This window comes from Streptomyces sp. NPDC126503 (assembly GCF_040302405.1).
In the GTDB taxonomy this organism is placed as follows: domain Bacteria; phylum Actinomycetota; class Actinomycetes; order Streptomycetales; family Streptomycetaceae; genus Streptomyces; species Streptomyces gulbargensis.
Genome location: NZ_JBEORS010000045.1, coordinates 1 through 17,310, shown reverse-complemented (window position 1 = coordinate 17,310; position 17,310 = coordinate 1). Strand labels below are relative to the sequence as shown.

At 71.9% G+C, this 17,310-nt stretch carries 16 protein-coding genes; 10 read left to right on the top strand and 6 right to left on the bottom strand.

What is annotated here, in order from left to right:
- Positions 1 to 167 precede the first annotated feature (167 nt).
- On the bottom strand, positions 168 to 944 hold the full coding sequence (ppgK, locus tag ABTY40_RS30375; protein WP_345284902.1) for a polyphosphate--glucose phosphotransferase: 777 nt from the start codon (positions 942 to 944) through the stop codon (positions 168 to 170).
- 30 nt (positions 945 to 974) lie between these two features.
- Positions 975 to 1,976, bottom strand: coding sequence for a 4-hydroxy-3-methylbut-2-enyl diphosphate reductase (locus ABTY40_RS30370; RefSeq protein ID WP_352062452.1), 1,002 nt, complete (start codon positions 1,974 to 1,976; stop codon positions 975 to 977).
- Positions 1,977 to 2,030: 54 nt separating this feature from the next.
- On the opposite strand from ABTY40_RS30370, the gene ABTY40_RS30365 reads away from it, so the two are divergent.
- The 4 genes from ABTY40_RS30365 to ABTY40_RS30350 all read left to right on the top strand — a co-directional run bounded on the left by ABTY40_RS30365 (position 2,031) and on the right by ABTY40_RS30350 (position 6,109).
- Positions 2,031 to 3,389, top strand: a complete 1,359-nt coding sequence (locus ABTY40_RS30365; RefSeq protein ID WP_352062451.1) for an APC family permease — start codon at positions 2,031 to 2,033, stop codon at positions 3,387 to 3,389.
- A gap of 365 nt (positions 3,390 to 3,754) precedes the next feature.
- Entirely contained in the window at positions 3,755 to 4,972 is a 1,218-nt protein-coding gene (gene xseA / locus ABTY40_RS30360; RefSeq protein WP_352062450.1) for an exodeoxyribonuclease VII large subunit, read from the top strand.
- 49 nt (positions 4,973 to 5,021) lie between these two features.
- Positions 5,022 to 5,294: an exodeoxyribonuclease VII small subunit gene (locus ABTY40_RS30355; protein WP_352062449.1), complete on the top strand. Its 273-nt coding sequence runs from the start codon at positions 5,022 to 5,024 to the stop codon at positions 5,292 to 5,294.
- 224 nt (positions 5,295 to 5,518) lie between these two features.
- Positions 5,519 to 6,109 carry a malonic semialdehyde reductase gene (locus tag ABTY40_RS30350; RefSeq protein ID WP_345284912.1) on the top strand — a complete coding sequence of 197 codons (591 nt, stop codon included), beginning with the start codon at positions 5,519 to 5,521 and terminating at the stop codon, positions 6,107 to 6,109.
- 103 nt (positions 6,110 to 6,212) lie between these two features.
- On the opposite strand, the gene ABTY40_RS30345 is transcribed toward ABTY40_RS30350, so the two are convergent.
- A complete protein-coding gene (locus ABTY40_RS30345) occupies positions 6,213 to 6,701 on the bottom strand; it encodes a DUF4245 domain-containing protein (RefSeq protein ID WP_502990711.1) in 489 nt (162 codons plus the stop codon).
- 161 nt (positions 6,702 to 6,862) lie between these two features.
- Here ABTY40_RS30345 and glpX point away from each other — a divergent pair, with 161 nt between their 5' ends.
- Positions 6,863 to 7,894 (top strand): class II fructose-bisphosphatase, encoded by a 1,032-nt coding sequence (gene glpX / locus ABTY40_RS30340; protein WP_345284916.1) that lies wholly within the window; start codon positions 6,863 to 6,865, stop codon positions 7,892 to 7,894.
- Positions 7,895 to 8,005: 111 nt separating this feature from the next.
- Here glpX and ABTY40_RS30335 read toward each other — a convergent pair whose 3' ends face one another.
- Both ABTY40_RS30335 and ABTY40_RS30330 read right to left on the bottom strand, forming a co-directional pair.
- Positions 8,006 to 8,380, bottom strand: a complete 375-nt coding sequence (locus tag ABTY40_RS30335; RefSeq protein ID WP_345284918.1) for a WhiB family transcriptional regulator — start codon at positions 8,378 to 8,380, stop codon at positions 8,006 to 8,008.
- Positions 8,381 to 8,582: 202 nt separating this feature from the next.
- Positions 8,583 to 9,290 carry a DUF1707 SHOCT-like domain-containing protein gene (locus tag ABTY40_RS30330; protein WP_352062448.1) on the bottom strand — a complete coding sequence of 236 codons (708 nt, stop codon included), beginning with the start codon at positions 9,288 to 9,290 and terminating at the stop codon, positions 8,583 to 8,585.
- Positions 9,291 to 9,609: 319 nt separating this feature from the next.
- Between ABTY40_RS30330 and ABTY40_RS30325 the strand changes: the two genes are divergently transcribed.
- The 3 genes from ABTY40_RS30325 to ABTY40_RS30315 all read left to right on the top strand — a co-directional run bounded on the left by ABTY40_RS30325 (position 9,610) and on the right by ABTY40_RS30315 (position 12,880).
- Positions 9,610 to 11,304, top strand: a complete 1,695-nt coding sequence (locus ABTY40_RS30325; protein WP_352062447.1) for a fumarate hydratase — start codon at positions 9,610 to 9,612, stop codon at positions 11,302 to 11,304.
- Between the two features lie 210 nt (positions 11,305 to 11,514).
- Entirely contained in the window at positions 11,515 to 12,168 is a 654-nt protein-coding gene (locus ABTY40_RS30320; protein ID WP_352062446.1) for an HAD family acid phosphatase, read from the top strand.
- A gap of 61 nt (positions 12,169 to 12,229) precedes the next feature.
- Entirely contained in the window at positions 12,230 to 12,880 is a 651-nt protein-coding gene (locus ABTY40_RS30315; protein ID WP_352062445.1) for a lipoprotein, read from the top strand.
- A 48-nt stretch (positions 12,881 to 12,928) separates the two neighbouring features.
- Here ABTY40_RS30315 and ABTY40_RS30310 read toward each other — a convergent pair whose 3' ends face one another.
- Entirely contained in the window at positions 12,929 to 14,485 is a 1,557-nt protein-coding gene (locus tag ABTY40_RS30310; protein WP_352062444.1) for a ricin-type beta-trefoil lectin domain protein, read from the bottom strand.
- Positions 14,486 to 14,634: 149 nt separating this feature from the next.
- Here ABTY40_RS30310 and ABTY40_RS30305 point away from each other — a divergent pair, with 149 nt between their 5' ends.
- Together ABTY40_RS30305 and fomD are read left to right on the top strand one after the other, a co-directional pair.
- The gene (locus ABTY40_RS30305) at positions 14,635 to 16,035 is read left to right on the top strand and encodes a class II fumarate hydratase (protein ID WP_352062443.1); all 1,401 of its coding nucleotides are present in this window, start codon (positions 14,635 to 14,637) and stop codon (positions 16,033 to 16,035) included.
- 96 nt (positions 16,036 to 16,131) lie between these two features.
- A complete protein-coding gene (gene fomD / locus ABTY40_RS30300) occupies positions 16,132 to 16,797 on the top strand; it encodes a cytidylyl-2-hydroxypropylphosphonate hydrolase (RefSeq protein ID WP_345284929.1) in 666 nt (221 codons plus the stop codon).
- Positions 16,798 to 17,310: the final 513 nt, after the last annotated feature.

The window sequence follows — 17,310 nt, the reverse complement described above, 5'->3', positions numbered from 1 at the left end:
CTCCACACCTACAACCACCACCGCTGCCACACCGCACTCAGCGGACACCCGCCCATCACCCGCGTCAACAACGCTGCGGGTCAATACACCTAGGGAGTCGTACGGGGCGAGGCGGGGCCGGGACCGGTGCGCTGCCCGACGGCAGGGGGCGATCGGTTCCGCCGGTGTCAGGACCCGGCCGACCGGTCCCGGCCGCCGGCTTCCGGTGACGCGGCGGCCATCGCCGCGCCGACGATGCCCGCGTTGTTCTGGAGCTGGGCGGGCACGATCTCCGCGCGGATGTCCTCGATGAGGGGGAGGAACTTGTCCGGCTTGCGGCTCACTCCCCCGCCGATGATGAAGAGCTCGGGCGAGAACAGCATCTCCACGTGCGCCAGGTACTTCTGCAGGCGCCGGGTCGCCCAGTGCTCCCAGCTCAGGTCCTCGTCCTCGCGGGCCTTCGCGGAGGCCCGCTTCTCGGCGTCGTGGCCCTTCAGCTCCAGGTGGCCGAGTTCGGTGTTGGGGACGAGCCGGCCGTCCACGAAGAGGGCCGAACCGATGCCCGTACCGAGGGTCAGCATGATCACGGTGCCGGTGCGGCCCCGGCCGGCGCCGAAGGTCATCTCGGCGAGGCCGGCCGCGTCGGCGTCGTTGAGGACGGTCACCGGGAGGCCGCCGACGCGCTCCCCGATGAGCCGGGCGGCGTCGACGCCGATCCAGCCCTTGTCGACGTTGGCCGCGGTACGGATGGTCGAACCGGTGACCACGCCGGGGAAGGTCACCCCGATGGGACCGGACCACCCGAAGTGTTCCACCACTTCCGCGACGCAGCCCGCCACACCGTCGGGTGTGGCGGGCTGCGGGGTCAGTACCTTGTGACGTTCCTCGGTGAGAGCACCCCGTTCCAGATCCACGGGGGCGCCCTTGATGCCCGAGCCGCCGATGTCCACTCCGAAGACGTTCATGGAATCACCGTATGGGCACCGGACCGGAAGTTACTCCTTGACGAGCCCGGCGGCCTCGGCGCGCAGGTCGCGGCGGAGTTCCTTCGGGAGGGAGAAGGTGAGGGACTCGTCGGCGGTCTTGACGATCTCCACGTCCAGGTAACCGCGCTCGGACAGCCACTCCAGGACCTCCTGGACGAGGACGTCCGGGACGGAGGCGCCGGAGGAGAGGCCGACGGTGGTCACGCCCTCCAGCCAGGCCTCGTCGATCTCGCTCGCGAAGTCGACCAGGTGGGCGGCTGGGACGCCGGCCTGGAGGGCGACGTCGACCATGCGCTGGGAGTTCGAGGAGTTCTTGGAGCCGACGACGATGACGAGGTCCGCCTGCCCGGCCAGCTCCTTGATCGCGGTCTGGCGGTTCTGCGTGGCGTAGCAGATGTCGTCGGACGGCGGGGAGATGAGCTGCGGGAACTTCTCCTTCAGCGCGTCGACCGTCTCCATCGTCTCGTCGACCGAGAGGGTGGTCTGGGAGAGCCAGACGACCCGGGAGGGGTCGCGGACCTCGACCTTGGCGACGTCCTCGGGGCCGTCGACCAGCTGGATGTGGTCGGGGGCCTCGCCGGAGGTGCCGATGACCTCCTCGTGGCCCTCGTGACCGATGAGGAGGATGTCGAAGTCCTCCTTGGCGAAGCGGACGGCCTCCTTGTGGACCTTGGTGACCAGGGGGCAGGTGGCGTCGATCGTGGCGAGCCGGCCCTGGCGGGCCTCCTCGTGGACGGTCGGGGCGACGCCGTGCGCGGAGAACATCACGATGTTGCCCGGCGGCACCTCGGTCGCCTGGTCGACGAAGATCGCGCCCTTGCGCTCCAGGGTCTGGACGACGTACTTGTTGTGGACGATCTCGTGCCGGACGTAGATCGGCGCCCCGTACTGCTCCAGGGCCTTCTCCACGGCGATCACGGCACGGTCCACGCCCGCGCAGTAGCCACGGGGAGCGGCGAGCAGGACACGCTTCGGGCGGGTGGTCGCGGGCGTTGCAGTCATGCGTCCCATCGTAAGGCCGCGTCGGTCGCCGTTTTGATCGGTGGCGTGGCCGAAACTGGGCCCATGGCTCAGGACGTACAGGTGGCGGAGCACGGGACACTTCGGCGGAATCTCGGATTCCGGGACCTGGTGGTCTACGGCCTGCTGTTCATCGCGCCCATGGCGCCGGTGGGCGTCTTCGGCACGCTGGACGCCCGGTCGCACGGGGCGGTGGCCCTGGTGTACCTCGTGGCCACGGTCGCCATGGCCTTCACCGCGTTCAGCTACGCGCAGATGGTGCGGGTCGCCCCGCAGGCCGGCTCGGTCTTCACGTACGCCCGCAAGGGGCTCGGCGAGGGGCCGGGATTCATCGCCGGGTGGATGGCGATGCTCGACTACCTGCTGATCCCGGCCGTCGCCTACCTCTTCGCCGGCATCGCGATGGAGGCGCTGGTCCCCGGGGTGGACCGGTGGATCTGGACCGGGATCGCGGTCGTGATCACCACCCTGCTCAACCTGTGGGGTGTCCGCGCGGCCGCCCGCGTCGGTTTCGCCGTCCTGGCGATGGAGATCGCCGTCCTGCTCGTCTTCGTCGTCTCGGCGGTGGTCGTGCTCGTACGGGACGGGGCGCGGCGCGACTGGTGGTCGCCGCTCACCGGGGACCTGTCCTTCTCGCTCGCGGCGGTCGTCGGCGCGGTGTCGGTGGCCGTGCTGTCGTACCTGGGCTTCGACGCCATCGCCTCCTTCGCGGAGGAGGTCACGGGCGGATCGCGGAAGGTGGCGCGGGCGGTGCTGTTCTGTCTGGCGCTCGCGGGCGTCCTCTTCGTGGCCCAGACCTGGCTGGTGGCCCTCCTCGAACCGGTCTCCTCGGCCGAGCTCGCGGCCGATCCCGGGAAGCAGGGCTCGGCCTTCTACGACGCCGTGGACGCGTCCGTGGGCGGCTGGCTGCACGATCTCGTCGCGGTCTCGAAGGCCATCGGCGCGGCCTTCGCCGCGCTGGCCGGACAGGCCGCCGGCGGGCGGCTACTGTTCGCGATGGGCCGCGACCGGCGGCTGCCGCACGTGCTGGCCCGTACGGACGCGGGCGTGCCGCGCGTGGCGCTGCTCGTGGCGGCGACGGTGACGATGATCGCGGCGGTCTGGGCGGCCCGACGGGACGACGGCCTCGACCACCTGGTGTCGGTGGTGGACGTCGGCGCGCTCACCGCCTTCGTCCTGCTGCACGCGAGCGTGGTGGGGTGGTTCGCCGTACGGAAGGCGGAGGGGCCGCCGAACCGGCTGAAGCACGTCGTCCTGCCGGTGGTCGGCGCGGCGATCCTGATCGCGGTGATCGTGGAGGCCTCGCGGGCGGCGCAGGTCGTGGGCGCGGTCTGGCTGGGCGTCGGCCTCGTCGTCCTGGCGGTGCAGGGGACGTCCCGGGGCGCGCGGAGCACGCGCGGCTGACGGCGGCCGGCCGGGGGCCGGTCCCGCCCGCGCCCGAGCCCGGGCGGGACCGTGGGCAGCGCCCGGAGCGCGGACCAGCGGTGCGCGGGCCGTGCGGGTGCCCCCGGGCTCACCGTCCCGGGCAGGACCCCCGGGCAGACGCCGGGGCGCGGCACGACCCGGTGCGTGCGGGCCCGGGGGCGTACGGGCTCGGTGCACCGGGCCCGAGGCATACGGCCCGAGCCGCACGGACCGAGGCGTACGGACCGAGGCGTACGGACCGAGGCGTACGGACCGCGCACCGGGCCCGAGCCGTACGGACCGAGCCGCGCCCCCCGCCGACACGCGGTCCTGACGTTGTCGGACCTCGCCGTTACGCTCGGTGCATGGCTCTGACTACGTCCGCCGAAACTCCCCTCCCCGTCGGGCAGGTCTCCCGGCTGATCGGCGGGTGGATCGACCGGCTCGGGGCGATCTGGGTCGAGGGGCAGATCACGCAGCTCTCGCGGCGCCCCGGTGCCGGGGTCGTCTTCCTGACGCTGCGCGATCCGTCGCACGACATCTCCATCGGCGTCACCTGCTACCGGCAGGTGTTCGACGCGGTGGCGGACGTCGTGTCCGAGGGTGCCCGGGTCGTCGTGCACGCGAAACCGGAGTGGTACGCGCCGCGCGGGCAGCTGTCGCTGCGGGCGGCCGAGATCAGACCGGTGGGGATCGGTGAGCTGCTGGCGCGCCTGGAGCAGCTGAAGCGGAGCCTGGCGTCGGAGGGGCTGTTCGCCCTGGACCGGAAGCGGCCGCTGCCGTTCCTGCCGCAGCTGGTGGGTCTGGTGTGCGGCCGGGCCTCGGCGGCCGAGCGGGACGTCCTGGAGAACGCGCGGCGGCGCTGGCCCGCCGTCCGCTTCGAGGTGCGGAACGTGGCGGTGCAGGGCGTCCGGGCGGTGCCGCAGGTGATCCAGGCGGTGAGGGAGCTCGACGCGCACGAGGGCGTGGACGTGATCATCGTGGCGCGGGGCGGCGGCAGCGTCGAGGATCTGCTGCCGTTCTCCGACGAGCAACTGGTACGGGCGGTGGCCGACTGCCGTACGCCGGTCGTGTCCGCGATCGGGCACGAGCCGGACGCTCCGCTGCTCGACCTGGTGGCGGACCTGCGCGCCTCGACGCCGACGGACGCGGCCAAGAAGGTCGTGCCCGACGTGGGCGAGGAGCTCGACCGGGTGCGGGGCCTGCGGGACCGGGCCCTGCGGTCCGTGCGGGGGCTCCTGGAGCGGGAGGAGCGCGGCCTGGCGCACGCGCTGGCCCGGCCCGTCATGGAGCACCCGCAGCGGATGGTGGAGGTCCGCGAGGACGAACTCGACGCGCTCCTGGCGCGGAGCCGGCGGGTGCTGGGCCATCTGCTCGACCGGGCTGACTCGGAGCTGTCGCACACCCGGGCCCGGGTCCGGGCGCTCTCCCCGGCCGCGACGATGGAGCGCGGGTACGCGGTGCTTCAGCGGCCCGACGGGGCGGTGGTCCGCTCGCCCGAGGACGTCGCGGACGGCGAGGACCTGCGCGCCAGGGTGGCGGAGGGCGAGTTCGCGGTACGCCGCGTGCCGGGCGCCCCCTGACGCGGCGCGGGCCCAGGAACAGACACGACGACACGGAGGACGGAAGAGGATGGCGAGCGGTACGGGTACGGAGGCGGGCGCGGGTCCCGAGGCGGCGCTCGGGTACGAGCAGGCGCGGGACGAGCTGATCGAGGTGGTCAGGCGCCTGGAGCAGGGCGGCACCACGCTGGAGGAGTCCTTGGCGCTGTGGGAGCGCGGGGAGGAGCTGGCGAAGGTCTGCCGGCACTGGCTGGAGGGCGCGCGGGCCCGCCTCGACGCCTCCCTGGCGGCGGAGCGGGCTGCCGGGGGCGGTGCGGACGGGGACGCGGACGACGAGGCGTGAGGGACGGTTCGTACGGCGGGGGCGGCCGGGCCGGGCTCGTACGGGAGAGGCTTCTGTCCTGTTCACGACCAACCGGTCGTCCGGGCACGTAGACTCGGCGAGCGTGAAGCGGATCACTATCCGCATGGATTAGTTGAATTTTCATCAATCCCGGGCGTACTGTCGAAGACGTCGCCCGCACTCCCCTCGCGAGCACTCCTCTTGCAGTCCGGAAGGTACGCAGCATGTCTCTCGTTCTTGACCCCGCCGCCCAGGACCTCCTCTTCCGCGAGGCCCGTACCGCCAACACGTTCACCGACGAGCCGGTGACCGACGAGCAGGTCCAGGCGATCTACGACCTGGTGAAGTACGGCCCGACCGCCTTCAACCAGACGCCGCTGCGCATCACCCTGGTGCGGTCGCCCGAGGCCCGTGAGCGCCTGGTCAAGCACATGGCCGAGGGCAACCAGGCGAAGACCGCCGCCGCCCCGCTGGTCGCGATACTCTCCGCGGACAACGAGTTCCACGAGGAGCTCCCGGCCCTGCTGCCGCACTTCCCGCAGGCCAAGGACATGTTCTTCGCCGAGCGCCCGGCCCGCGAGCAGTCGGCTCTGCTGAACGCCGCCCTCCAGGCCGCCTACTTCATCGTGGGCGTGCGGGCCGCCGGCCTGGCCGCCGGTCCGATGACCGGTCTGGACTTCGCCGGCCTCCAGAAGGAGTTCCTGGACGACGACCACACCCCGCTGATGGTCGTCAACATCGGCAAGCCGGGCGAGGACGCCTGGTTCCCGCGCTCCCCGCGCCTGGCCTTCGACGAGGTCGTCACCACCGTCTGACGCCGCCGCGCGGACCGTGGAGTGCGGGAAGGCCCCCGAGTGCGCGCACTCGGGGGCCTTCCCGCGTCCGGTCCGGGGTCCGGCGCTCGGGGGGGCCGGACCCTCAGGCCTTCTTCGCCCGCAGCGCGCCCGCCATCTCGGCCAGCCGGTCGAAGGAGGCCGTACCGGTCACGACGGTCGTCGCCCCGCCGTCCGTGCGGACCAGCGCGTCGTACTTCGGGCCCTCCCAGCGCTGCCACACCCGGCCTGCCACCGTCTGCGTCTTCCCGGTGTTCTTCGCCTCGTGCGTGACGTCCGGCACGTACTTCCTCGGCTCGGACGTCGACTGGTGGATGGCCACGTACTGGGTGTCGGGGGAGAGGAAGCCGAGCTGCCAGGCGTCGCCCTTCTCCCGCTTGTACGAGACGACCGTGGCCTTCCAGCCCTCGCCGAGGCCCTCGGGCGCCAGCACCGGATACGGCGCCGCCCGCTGGGCCGTGATCAGCTCGACCCGGTAGTCCTTCTCCTTCACCGGTTCCGCGTTCTCGTCATGCGGGATGAAGAGATACATCACACCCGCGGCGACCATGATCACCCCGAGGGACTGGAACATCCCGCGTACCGTCTGCCTGCCTCGCATACCTGCCACGCCCCCATGGTCGCATCATGGTGCGGCGCTCATACGTGGGCCCCTCTGCTCAATATGTCGACGTACCGATAGAGTCGCAGCACCCTCTTTTTCCCGGCCGTCGCCGTACAGAAAGGTGCGCTCCGATGACCGAGCACCACCTCCCGCCCGAGCTGGAGGTCTCTCCCGAGGCCCCGGACCGCAACCTCGCCCTCGAGCTGGTCCGCGTCACCGAGGCCGCCGCCATGGCAGCCGGCCGCTGGGTCGGCCGCGGCGACAAGATCGGCGCGGACGGCGCGGCGGTCAACGCCATGCGGACCCTGATCTCCACCGTCTCGATGAACGGCGTCGTCGTCATCGGCGAGGGCGAGAAGGACGAAGCCCCGATGCTGTTCAACGGCGAGCGGGTCGGCGACGGCACCGGCGCCGAGGTCGACATCGCGGTCGACCCGATCGACGGCACCACCCTGAACGCCAAGGGCATGCCGAACGCGATCGCCGTGCTGGCCGCCGCCGACCGCGGCACCATGTTCGACCCGTCCGCGGTCTTCTACATGGACAAGCTGGTCACCGGCCCCGAGGCCGCCGACTACGTCGACATCGACGCGCCCGTGTCGGTGAACATCCGCCGGGTCGCCAAGGCCAAGAACTCCTCCCCCGAGGACATCACGGTCGTCATCCTGGACCGGCCCCGTCACGAGGGCATCGTCCGGGAGATCCGCGAGACCGGCGCCCGGATCAAGTTCATCTCGGACGGCGACGTCGCCGGTTCGATCATGGCCGTCCGCGAGGGCACCGGCGTGGACATGCTCATGGGCATCGGCGGCACGCCCGAGGGCATCATCTCCGCCTGCGCCATCAAGTGCCTCGGCGGCGTGATCCAGGGCAAGCTCTGGCCGAAGGACGACGCCGAGCGGCAGAAGGCCCTCGACGCGGGCCACGACCTGGACCGGGTGCTCTCCACCAACGACCTGGTCAGCGGCGAGAACGTCTTCTTCGTGGCCACCGGCATCACCGACGGTGAGCTGCTGCGCGGGGTGCGCTACCGCGCCGAGACGGCGACCACGCAGTCGCTCGTCATGCGCTCGAAGTCGGGCACGATCCGCCAGATCGACTCGACGCACCGCCTGTCGAAGCTCCGCGCCTACAGCAAGATCGACTTCGACCGGGCCAACTAGGGCCTGTCTTTCGGATAGAGACCCTGGCCCGGAGCAGCGGCACGAAAAGGGGCGCCCCCATGTGCGGTGGGGGCGCCCCTTCCCGTACGGGGGCCAGGTCCGGCGGCCGCGTCAGCCGGCCTGGGCGATCCTGCCGTCGGTGGCCGCCGCCTTGCGCAGCTCCACCTCGCGCCGCCGGCGCCGGGCGAGCACGACGCGGCGCTCGGCCGCCGTGAGGCCGCCCCACACCCCGTACGGCTCGGGCTGCAGCAGGGCGTGCTCCCGGCAGTCGACCATCACGGGACAGCGTGCGCAGACCCGCTTGGCGGCTTCCTCGCGGGCGAGTCGGGCGGCCGTCGGCTCCTTGGAGGGAGCGAAGAACAGCCCGGCCTCGTCCCGGCGGCACACCGCCTCCGTGTGCCAGGGACCGCCCTCGTCCTCGCGGGCGGGAGCGCGCTGAGGGGGTACTGCGGCGACCTGGAGGGGCTGATGCGGCGGTTGCAGCACGGTCTACTCCTGACGACGGCTTCGCGTGCGAGCGGCGATGGAGCAGCCTTACCCGCTGTGCGTGCACCTATGCACTGCGTACGGCTCCGTTCCGCACTGCGGATGGCCGACGGCGAATTCCGGTCACTTCACGGCCGGCCCCCCGGAGGACGCGGCCGGAGGGGAAGCCGGACGGGCGAGGCGCCCGTCCCGTCCCCGCCGCTCAGTGACCGAGGTGCTTGCGCAGCTTGCCCTGGAGGTCGGTGATCCACTTGCCGCGCTTGGGGCGGGCCTCCACGTTCCCGAAGACCGAGTAGCCGTTGACGACGACCATCGGCGCCTGCGGGTCGACGCCCTCCAGGGTCACGACCTCGAAGTTGCCGAAGACCCCGCTGCCGTTGCCGCGCAGGCTGATGTTCTCCGGGACGCGGATCTCCACGTTCCCGAAGATCGAGGTGGCGTTGATGGTCGTGAGCCGCTGGGCGAAGATCGCCTCGGTGAGGTCGATCTCGATGGTGCCGAAGAGGGCGAAGGCATTGGTCCTGCGGCTGACCCGCCAGCGGCCCTTGCGGGTGGTGCTGGAGAAGACCGCGACGAGACTGTCCGAGGCGCCGTCCACGTCGTCCGGCGCGGCGTAGGTGTAGGCGGGGTCGGGCGCGCGGCGGGTGCGGGCGTCGGCCGGGAGGTCGCGGACGATCGGCTCCAGCTCGCCCACGGTCTTGGCGCGGTAGACCGCGTCGATGCGTTCCGCGTGCTCCTCCGGGTCGAGGCGCCCCTCCGCCAGGGCCTCCCTGAGGATGTCCGCGATCCGGTCCCGGTCGGCGTCCGAGGCGCGCATGGCGCCGCGCGGGTCGGCGACGGCCGGCTCGGCGGGGGCCGCCGCCGGGGGCCGCGGCTGCTTCTCGGGGTCGGGCTGCTTTTCGAGGTCCACGGAGTCAGCGTAGCGAAACGCGATAGATCGCGACCAGGGGGCGGGGCCGGAGATCCCGGCGCGTCGTCCGGGAACCGGCCGCCGGCAAGGGCGCGTTGGGGCGCGGGCGGGAGCTGACCCGCCCCCGTGCGCGCCGTCCCCGCCGGCCGAGCCGGCTGCCCGTCCCGGCCGTCCACCCCCGGAATACTCCGTTCCGGAGCGGTCGCGGCGCCCAGTGAGCCTTACCTCACAGGATCGGCGTCCCGCCCGCGTTCTACGCTTGAGGCGCGCCGTCACCGGAGACGGCGCGCTGTCTGCCGAGTGAGGAATGGCCGCCGTCATGTCCCCTGTTTCCCGCCGCCCCGGCCCTGCGTTCGCGTACTCCGATCTGCTCCCGCTGGGAGAGGACACCACGCCCTACCGCCTGGTGACCTCCGAAGGTGTCTCCACCTTCGAGGCCGACGGCCGTACGTTCCTCAAGGTCGAACCCGAGGCGCTGCGCAAGCTGGCCGCCGAGGCGATCCACGACATCCAGCACTTCCTGCGCCCGGCTCACCTGGCGCAGCTGCGGCGGATCATCGACGACCCGGAGGCGTCGAGCAACGACAAGTTCGTCGCGCTCGACCTGCTGAAGAACGCCAACATCGCCGCCGCGGGCGTCCTGCCCATGTGCCAGGACACCGGCACCGCGATCGTCATGGGCAAGCGCGGCCAGAACGTGCTGACCCGGGGCGAGGACGAGAAGGCCCTCTCGCAGGGCATCTACGACGCGTACACCGAGCTCAACCTGCGCTACTCGCAGATGGCCCCGGTGACCATGTGGGAGGAGAAGAACACCGGCTCGAACCTGCCCGCGCAGATCGAGCTGTACGCCACCGACGGCGGGGCGTACAAGTTCCTCTTCATGGCCAAGGGCGGTGGCTCGGCCAACAAGTCCTTCCTCTACCAGGAGACCAAGGCGGTCCTGAACGAGGCCTCCATGATGAAGTTCCTGGAGGAGAAGATCCGCTCGCTCGGCACGGCCGCCTGCCCGCCGTACCACCTGGCGATCGTCGTCGGCGGCACCTCCGCCGAGTTCGCGCTGAAGACCGCGAAGTACGCCTCCGCCCACTACCTGGACGAGCTGCCCACCGAGGGCGACGCCACGACGGGCCACGGCTTCCGCGACAAGGAGCTGGAGGAGAAGGTCTTCGAGCTGACGCAGAAGATCGGCATCGGCGCGCAGTTCGGCGGCAAGTACTTCTGCCACGACGTCCGCGTGGTCCGCCTCCCCCGCCACGGCGCCTCGCTGCCCGTCGCCCTGGCCGTCTCCTGCTCGGCCGACCGCCAGGCCGTCGCGAAGATCACGGCCGAGGGCGTCTTCCTGGAGCAGCTGGAGACCGACCCGGCGCGTTTCCTGCCGGACACCGAGGACGCCCACCTGGACGAGGGCGAGGTCGTGAAGATCGACCTCAACCAGCCGATGGACGACATCCTGGCCGAGCTGACGAAGTACCCGGTCAAGACGCGGCTCTCGCTCACCGGCCCGCTGGTCGTGGCGCGCGACATCGCGCACGCCAAGATCAAGGAGCGCCTGGACGCGGGCGAGGAGATGCCGCAGTACCTGAAGGACCACCCGGTGTACTACGCGGGCCCGGCGAAGACCCCCGAGGGGTACGCCTCCGGCTCCTTCGGTCCGACGACGGCCGGCCGCATGGACAGCTACGTGGAGCAGTTCCAGGCGGCGGGCGGCTCGAAGATCATGCTGGCCAAGGGCAACCGCTCCCAGCAGGTCACCGACGCCTGCGGCACGCACGGCGGCTTCTACCTGGGGTCGATCGGCGGTCCGGCGGCGCGCCTCGCGCAGGACTGCATCAAGAAGGTCGAGGTCGTCGAGTACGAGGAGCTCGGCATGGAGGCGGTCTGGAAGATCGAGGTCGAGGACTTCCCGGCGTTCATCGTGGTGGACGACAAGGGCAACGACTTCTTCCAGAACCCGGCGCCGGAGCCGACCTTCACGCACATCCCGGTGCGCCAGGGCTCCCAGCTTTCCTGACGCGGGGTCAGTTTCTTCGCGTTCACAGCCCCTCGGCCTTCCGGGCCGGGGGGCTTCCGCGTCGCGGGCGGCTCCCGGTCGCCGCGCCGGCACTTCGTCGGACCGCGCTCAGAAAGTCGCTACCGACTGGTAGCCCTCCCGTCGCCTACTGGTCAGTATGGGTCGCGAGCATGTCAACCACTGAGTCGGTCGACCTCTCGGGAGCCCCCCATGCCCTCCGCCCTGCCCTCCGTCACGTCCACCAGGTCCGCGAGGACCGCCGGTGCCACCGCCACGCTCGCCCTGACCGCGTTCCTCGTCGTCGGCCCGGCGCCGGGCGCCGTGGCCGCCTCCCCCGACACCCACCTCGCCTCGACCGCCGCCGTCGCGGACATCGACTACGGGACCTGGCGCCGGGACGTGGCGGCCGTGGTGGCCGAGGCCCGCCCGTACATCGAGGAACGCGCGAAGGACGCCGGCCGCGAGAAGCAGGCGATCGTCCTCGACATCGACAACAGCTCCCTGGAGACCGACTTCCACCCGTTCTGGGAGCTGCCGACCCCCGCCATCCCCGAGGTCCGCACCCTCGTCCGGGACGCGCACGCGCGCGGGGTGGACATCTTCTTCGTGACGGCACGGCCCGGCATCATCCACTCCCTCACGGACTGGAACCTGCGGCAGGTCGGCTACCCGGTCGACGGTCTGTACGTGCGCTCGCTGCCCGACCTGTTCGGCGAGGTGAGCGCGTACAAGACGGAGAAGCGGGCGGAGATCGAGGCGAAGGGCTACACGATCATCGCGAACATCGGCAACAACACCACCGACCTGGTCGGCGGCCACGCCGAGCGGACCTACAAGCTGCCGGACTACGGCAAGCTCTCCTGACGCGCGGCGGCGGGCGGGGGCCCGCGCGGGAGGGCCCCCGCCCGTCGGGGATGATGGCGCCATGCCAGAGAGACCACGTTCGATACGGGCCGCCGCCGTGTCGGCCGTCCTGCTCACGGCGGGACTGCTGACCACCGGCTGCGGAGCCGGGGCCGCGGCGCCGCAGGCCTCCACGACCCCGGCCCCCGCCACGGCGTCCGCGTCCCCGTCCGCCGGGGTGACCGCCGCGGCGACGCTGGGCGGGCCGGGGACGGCCTGCCCGCTGCCCGTCTCCTTCGGGCTCGCCGCGGACTGGGAGCCGGAGGCGATCGAGGACCCCGAGAACCCGGAGTTCGCGGCGCTGACCCGCCGGGGGCCGGCGTTCGCCCGCTGCGAGGTGGACGCCAAGCCGGCCGGACACCTCGGCTTCCTGCGGATCTGGACGGCCGCCGGCAAGGGCCCGGCGCGTACGGCCCTCGAAGGGTTCGTGAAGGCGGAGAAGAAAACCTCGGGCGTCACCTACCGGGAGACGGTGGCGGGCACGCTGCCCGCCACCGAGGTCACGTACACCGCCCACGACGAAGCACTCGGCGAGGTCAAGGAGGAGCGTGCCTTCGCCGTGGCGACCCCCCGGGGCACGGTCATCGTCCACCTCGGCGGGCTCGACACCGACGAGCACCGGGCGATGCTGCCCGCCTACGAACTGGCCCGCACGACACTCAAGGTCCTCTGACCGGGACCCCGCAGGCCGCTGCCCCGCCGCCGGTGACGCTCCCGTCGGCTAGGCGAACCGCTGGTTCGCCGAGCCGTCGCAGGGCTGGAGCCGGACCGGCTCCTTCGGTGCGCTCTGGGTGAGGCAGAGGTGGGTCGCGGCGGCGGGGCGCAGGGTGGCGCCGTCGCGGAGGAACTTCTGGTTGGCGCCGCCGTGGCAGTTCCAGAGGAGCGCGGCCGTGCCCGCCCGGTAGGCGGAGTCCGGCACGTCCACGCAGCGGTCCTGGGTGAGCTCGGTGTGGAGCGTCTGGTGCGCCGGGTCGTACCACCAGCCCTGGTTGCGGCCACCGTGGCAGTCCCAGCCGAGCACCCGCGTGCCGTTGGCGCTCTTCGCGGAGTCGGTGTCGAGGCAGTCGCCGGTGGCCTGGTTCTTCAGCGGCTTGTAGACGTCGTCCCAGGCGAAGGGGAAGAGGGCCGGCCTGCCCGAGGAGTTGACGTCGGCGCAGCTCGCCTCGCGCAGCCCGGAGGCGTACAGCTGGGTCAGGCAGGAGGCGAAGGCGGTGTGGCCGTTCCTGTTGGGGTGGAAGGACTGCCGTACGGAGTTCTCGTCGAGGCCGCCGGGCTTGGAGAGGTCGACGTAGAGGCCGCGGGCCCAGGTGTCCTCCATGCAGACCTCGTGGCCGTGGAAGAGGCGCGAGTTGTCGAGGTAGACGGCGCCGGTGGCGGCGGCGACCTTCCGCATGCCGCGTTCGAAGGCGGGCACGGCGGTGTTGCGGCCCCAGGCGGTGTCGGAGTCGTAGCCCATGCCGCCACAGGCCAGCTTGCCGGGGAAGCCGGGGTTGTCGTGGAAGTCGGGGCCGATGGGGCTCGGGTAGCCCATGACGACGAGCTTGTAGTCGCCGTCGGCGTACCCGGCGTCGCGCATGACGGTGCGCAGGTCGCGGACGACCTGCTCGGTCTTGGGGACGAGGGCGTCGACGCGGGACTGCCAGCCGGGGGCGTACTTCGGTTCACAGGGGCCCTGGCTGAGGACGAAGCGCTGGACGCAGTCGGTCATCACGGGGCCGAACTGGAGGTCGTCGTTGGCGCCGGAGACGAGCACGATCATCTTGAGGCGGGTGTTGCGCGCCTTGATGGCGAGGTTGTCGCTCTGGACGAGTTCGTCGGCGTACTGCTTCGAGCCGCCGATTTTGATGTGGACGCTGGAGGCGCCGGAACAGGACACGTTGAACGTGAGGTCCGCGGGGATTCCGGTGCGGTGGATGGCGGCGTCGGGAGAGCGGTGGCACCAGTTGGTGGGGCCGTTGGTCGGGGGCTCGTAGGTCCCGACGCCCTCGCCGGAGATCTCGCTGTCGCCGAGCGAGATCAGGCCGGTCTTCCGCTGGTGGAGGGGGCGCTCCTCGGGGCTTCCGTAGATGCGGGTGGCCTCGGCGGCGCGGATCGCCTCCAGCTCGGGCGGGAGGGGTACGGAGGTGGCGGCGGTCCGGGAGACCGGGCCGGCCGTCGCGGTGGCCGCCGTTCCGGTGGCTCCGGCCGGTGTGGCGGTGGTCGCGGCGAGCGTGGCGGCGGCCGCGGCGGCGACAGCGGCCGCGATGGGCCGGCGGAGTCTGAACCTGGTGCGCGTCATTGCGCCTCCTGGAAGTGGGGTTACCCACGGTTTTTACTGGCGGGTACGCCCGAGGGGAATACATCGAACAAGACAAGTGCTCATCTTTTCCGGGGGGTTCGGGGGGACACAGCGGCCGCCCGACGAGCACGGTCCAGGAGGTTGAGGACATGAACGACACTGACGGATACCGGATCGAGCACGACTCCATGGGAGAGGTCCGCGTGCCCGCGCACGCCAAGTGGCGGGCGCAGACCCAGCGGGCGGTGGAAAACTTCCCGGTCTCGGGCCAGCGCCTGGAGCGCGCCCACATCGAGGCCCTGGCGCGGATCAAGGCAGCCGCGGCCAAGGTCAACGCCGAGCTCGGCGTGATCGACAAGGACCGGGCGGAGGCGATCGCCGAGGCGGCCGGGGAGGTCGCGGAGGGGCGCTGGGACGAGCACTTCCCCGTCGACGTGTTCCAGACCGGTTCCGGCACCTCGTCCAACATGAACACCAACGAGGTGATCGCCACGCTCGCCACCGAGCGGCTGCCCGAGGGGCGCGAGGTCCACCCCAACGACCACGTGAACGCCTCGCAGTCCTCCAACGACGTCTTCCCCTCCTCCATCCACATCGCGGCCACGGCCGCCGTGACCCGGGACCTCGTCCCCGCCCTGGAACACCTGGCCGATTCCCTGGAGCGAAAATCGGCCGAATTCGCGACGGTGGTGAAGTCGGGCCGTACGCACCTCATGGACGCCACACCCGTCACCCTCGGCCAGGAGTTCGGCGGTTACGCGGCCCAGGTCAGGTACGGGATCGAGCGGCTGCGCGCCGCCCTGCCCCGGCTCGCCGAACTCCCCCTCGGCGGTACGGCGGTGGGCACCGGCATCAACACCCCGGCCGGCTTCTCCGCGGCCGTCATCGCGGAGGTGGCGCGGGCGACCGGGCTGCCGCTGACCGAGGCCCGCGACCACTTCGAGGCGCAAGGCGCCCGCGACGGGCTGGTGGAGACGTCCGGGCAGCTCAGGACCATCGCCGTCTCGCTCACCAAGATCGCCAACGATCTGCGGTGGATGGCCAGCGGCCCGCGCACCGGCCTCGCCGAGATCAACCTGCCCGACCTCCAGCCGGGCTCCTCGATCATGCCGGGCAAGGTCAACCCGGTGATCCCGGAGGCGGTCCTGATGGTCGCCGCGCAGGTGACCGGAAACGACACCACGGTCGCGGTGGCGGGCGCCGCCGGGAACTTCGAGCTCAACGTGATGCTCCCGGTCATGGCGAAGAACCTCCTGGAGTCGGTGCGGCTGCTCGCCAACGCCTCCCGGCTGCTCGCCGACCGCACGGTCGACGGCATCACCGCCAACGTGGAACGGGCGCGCGAGTACGCCGAGTCCTCCCCGTCCGTGGTGACCCCGCTGAACAAGTACATCGGCTACGAGGAGGCCGCCAAGGTCGCCAAGAAGTCCCTCGCGGAGCGGAAGACCATCCGCGAGGTGGTGCTGGAGTCGGGCTACGTCGAGCGGGGCGAGCTCACGGTGGAACAGCTCGACGAGGCGCTGGACGTCCTGCGCATGACCCGCCCCTGACCCGTACCGCCGCGGTGGCGGGTGGACGCCACGGGGGTGTCCGGCGGGTCGCGCCGGGCCCGGCGCGACCGGCGGGACACCCCCTAAGATCTGCGCATGACAGGATCGGGCGGCCCTCAGCACTGGGCGCCGGGGGAGCACATTCTCTGGCGCTACCGCGGCAACGGCACCGGCGACGTGCACATCTGCCGTCCCGTGACCGTCGTCCAGGACACCCCGGAGCTGCTCGCCGTGTGGATGGCGCCCGGCACCGAATGCGTACGGCCCGTGCTCGCCGACGGCACGCCCGTGCACGAGGAACCGCTCGCCACGCGCTACACCGCCCCGCGCACCACGGAGCGCGCGCACTGGTTCGGCAGCGGGGTGCTGAAGCTGGCCCGGCCCGGGGATCCCTGGTCGGTCTGGCTGTTCTGGGAGCGCGGCTGGCGCTTCCGCAGCTGGTACGTGAACCTGGAGGAGCCCCGGACCCGCTGGTCCGGGGGCGTCGACTCCGAGGACCACTTCCTCGACATCTCCGTCTACCCCGACCGCAGCTGGCTGTGGCGGGACGAGGACGAGTTCGCCCAGGCCCAGCGGGCCGGCCTGATGACCCCGGCGCAGGCCGAGCGGGTACGGGAGGCGGGGCGGCGGGCGGTCGAGCGGATCCAGGCCTGGGGCGCGCCGTTCGCCGACGGCTGGGAGCACTGGCGACCGGATCCGGAATGGCCGGTTCCCGAGCTGCCGGCGGACTGGGACCGCACTCCGGCGCACACGGCACCGTGAGACCCTTGATGCGCCCCCGGGGTTCAAACGTAGGATCGTCCTCCGCAAGGCCGAGACCGGACGAACAGCACGTCAGAGTGATCCGACAGCACGTCAGGCCGCCCGCGCGGTAAGGCGGGTACGGGCCCGGCGGTCCGCCGGAGGCCGAGCACAGCGCAGGACCTGACCACCAGTCGCCCACGAGGGGGAGAACAGTGCCGGACGTGCGCCCGGGTGTTCCGACCCCCGCCGTCGCCGACCTGCGCGGAGTGTCCGCATCCGCTGCGTACGAGGGGTTTAGCCCCGTCCGCGGTGCGGCATCGGCGACAAGAGCGAGTGCATCGCACCACCGGCCCGGACGGACGGAATCCCACGCGTGACGGAGCATCCCACCTCCCACGAAGGCCGGCAGCCGCCGACTGCCCGGTCGCAGGAACGCGCGCGCCCCCGCCAGGAGGCGGCGGCCGCCGCCCTGCCCGCGGAACCGCCCGCGCAGCCGGCCCGGTCCGGCGAGACCGCGGCGCCGGGCGTGCC

Bases quoted from the DNA above. Each gene is read 5' to 3' on its own strand.
- ppgK (WP_345284902.1), bottom strand. From the start codon at position 944: ATGAACGTCTTCGGAGTGGACATCGGCGGCTCGGGCATCAAGGGCGCC.
- ABTY40_RS30370 (WP_352062452.1), bottom strand. From the start codon at position 1,976: ATGGGACGCATGACTGCAACGCCCGCGACCACCCGCCCGAAGCGTGTC.
- ABTY40_RS30365 (WP_352062451.1), top strand. From the start codon at position 2,031: ATGGCTCAGGACGTACAGGTGGCGGAGCACGGGACACTTCGGCGGAAT.
- xseA (WP_352062450.1), top strand. From the start codon at position 3,755: ATGGCTCTGACTACGTCCGCCGAAACTCCCCTCCCCGTCGGGCAGGTC.
- ABTY40_RS30355 (WP_352062449.1), top strand. From the start codon at position 5,022: ATGGCGAGCGGTACGGGTACGGAGGCGGGCGCGGGTCCCGAGGCGGCG.
- ABTY40_RS30350 (WP_345284912.1), top strand. From the start codon at position 5,519: ATGTCTCTCGTTCTTGACCCCGCCGCCCAGGACCTCCTCTTCCGCGAG.
- ABTY40_RS30345 (WP_502990711.1), bottom strand. From the start codon at position 6,701: ATGTTCCAGTCCCTCGGGGTGATCATGGTCGCCGCGGGTGTGATGTAT.
- glpX (WP_345284916.1), top strand. From the start codon at position 6,863: ATGACCGAGCACCACCTCCCGCCCGAGCTGGAGGTCTCTCCCGAGGCC.
- ABTY40_RS30325 (WP_352062447.1), top strand. From the start codon at position 9,610: ATGTCCCCTGTTTCCCGCCGCCCCGGCCCTGCGTTCGCGTACTCCGAT.
- ABTY40_RS30320 (WP_352062446.1), top strand. From the start codon at position 11,515: ATGCCCTCCGCCCTGCCCTCCGTCACGTCCACCAGGTCCGCGAGGACC.
- ABTY40_RS30315 (WP_352062445.1), top strand. From the start codon at position 12,230: ATGCCAGAGAGACCACGTTCGATACGGGCCGCCGCCGTGTCGGCCGTC.
- ABTY40_RS30310 (WP_352062444.1), bottom strand. From the start codon at position 14,485: ATGACGCGCACCAGGTTCAGACTCCGCCGGCCCATCGCGGCCGCTGTC.
- ABTY40_RS30305 (WP_352062443.1), top strand. From the start codon at position 14,635: ATGAACGACACTGACGGATACCGGATCGAGCACGACTCCATGGGAGAG.
- fomD (WP_345284929.1), top strand. From the start codon at position 16,132: ATGACAGGATCGGGCGGCCCTCAGCACTGGGCGCCGGGGGAGCACATT.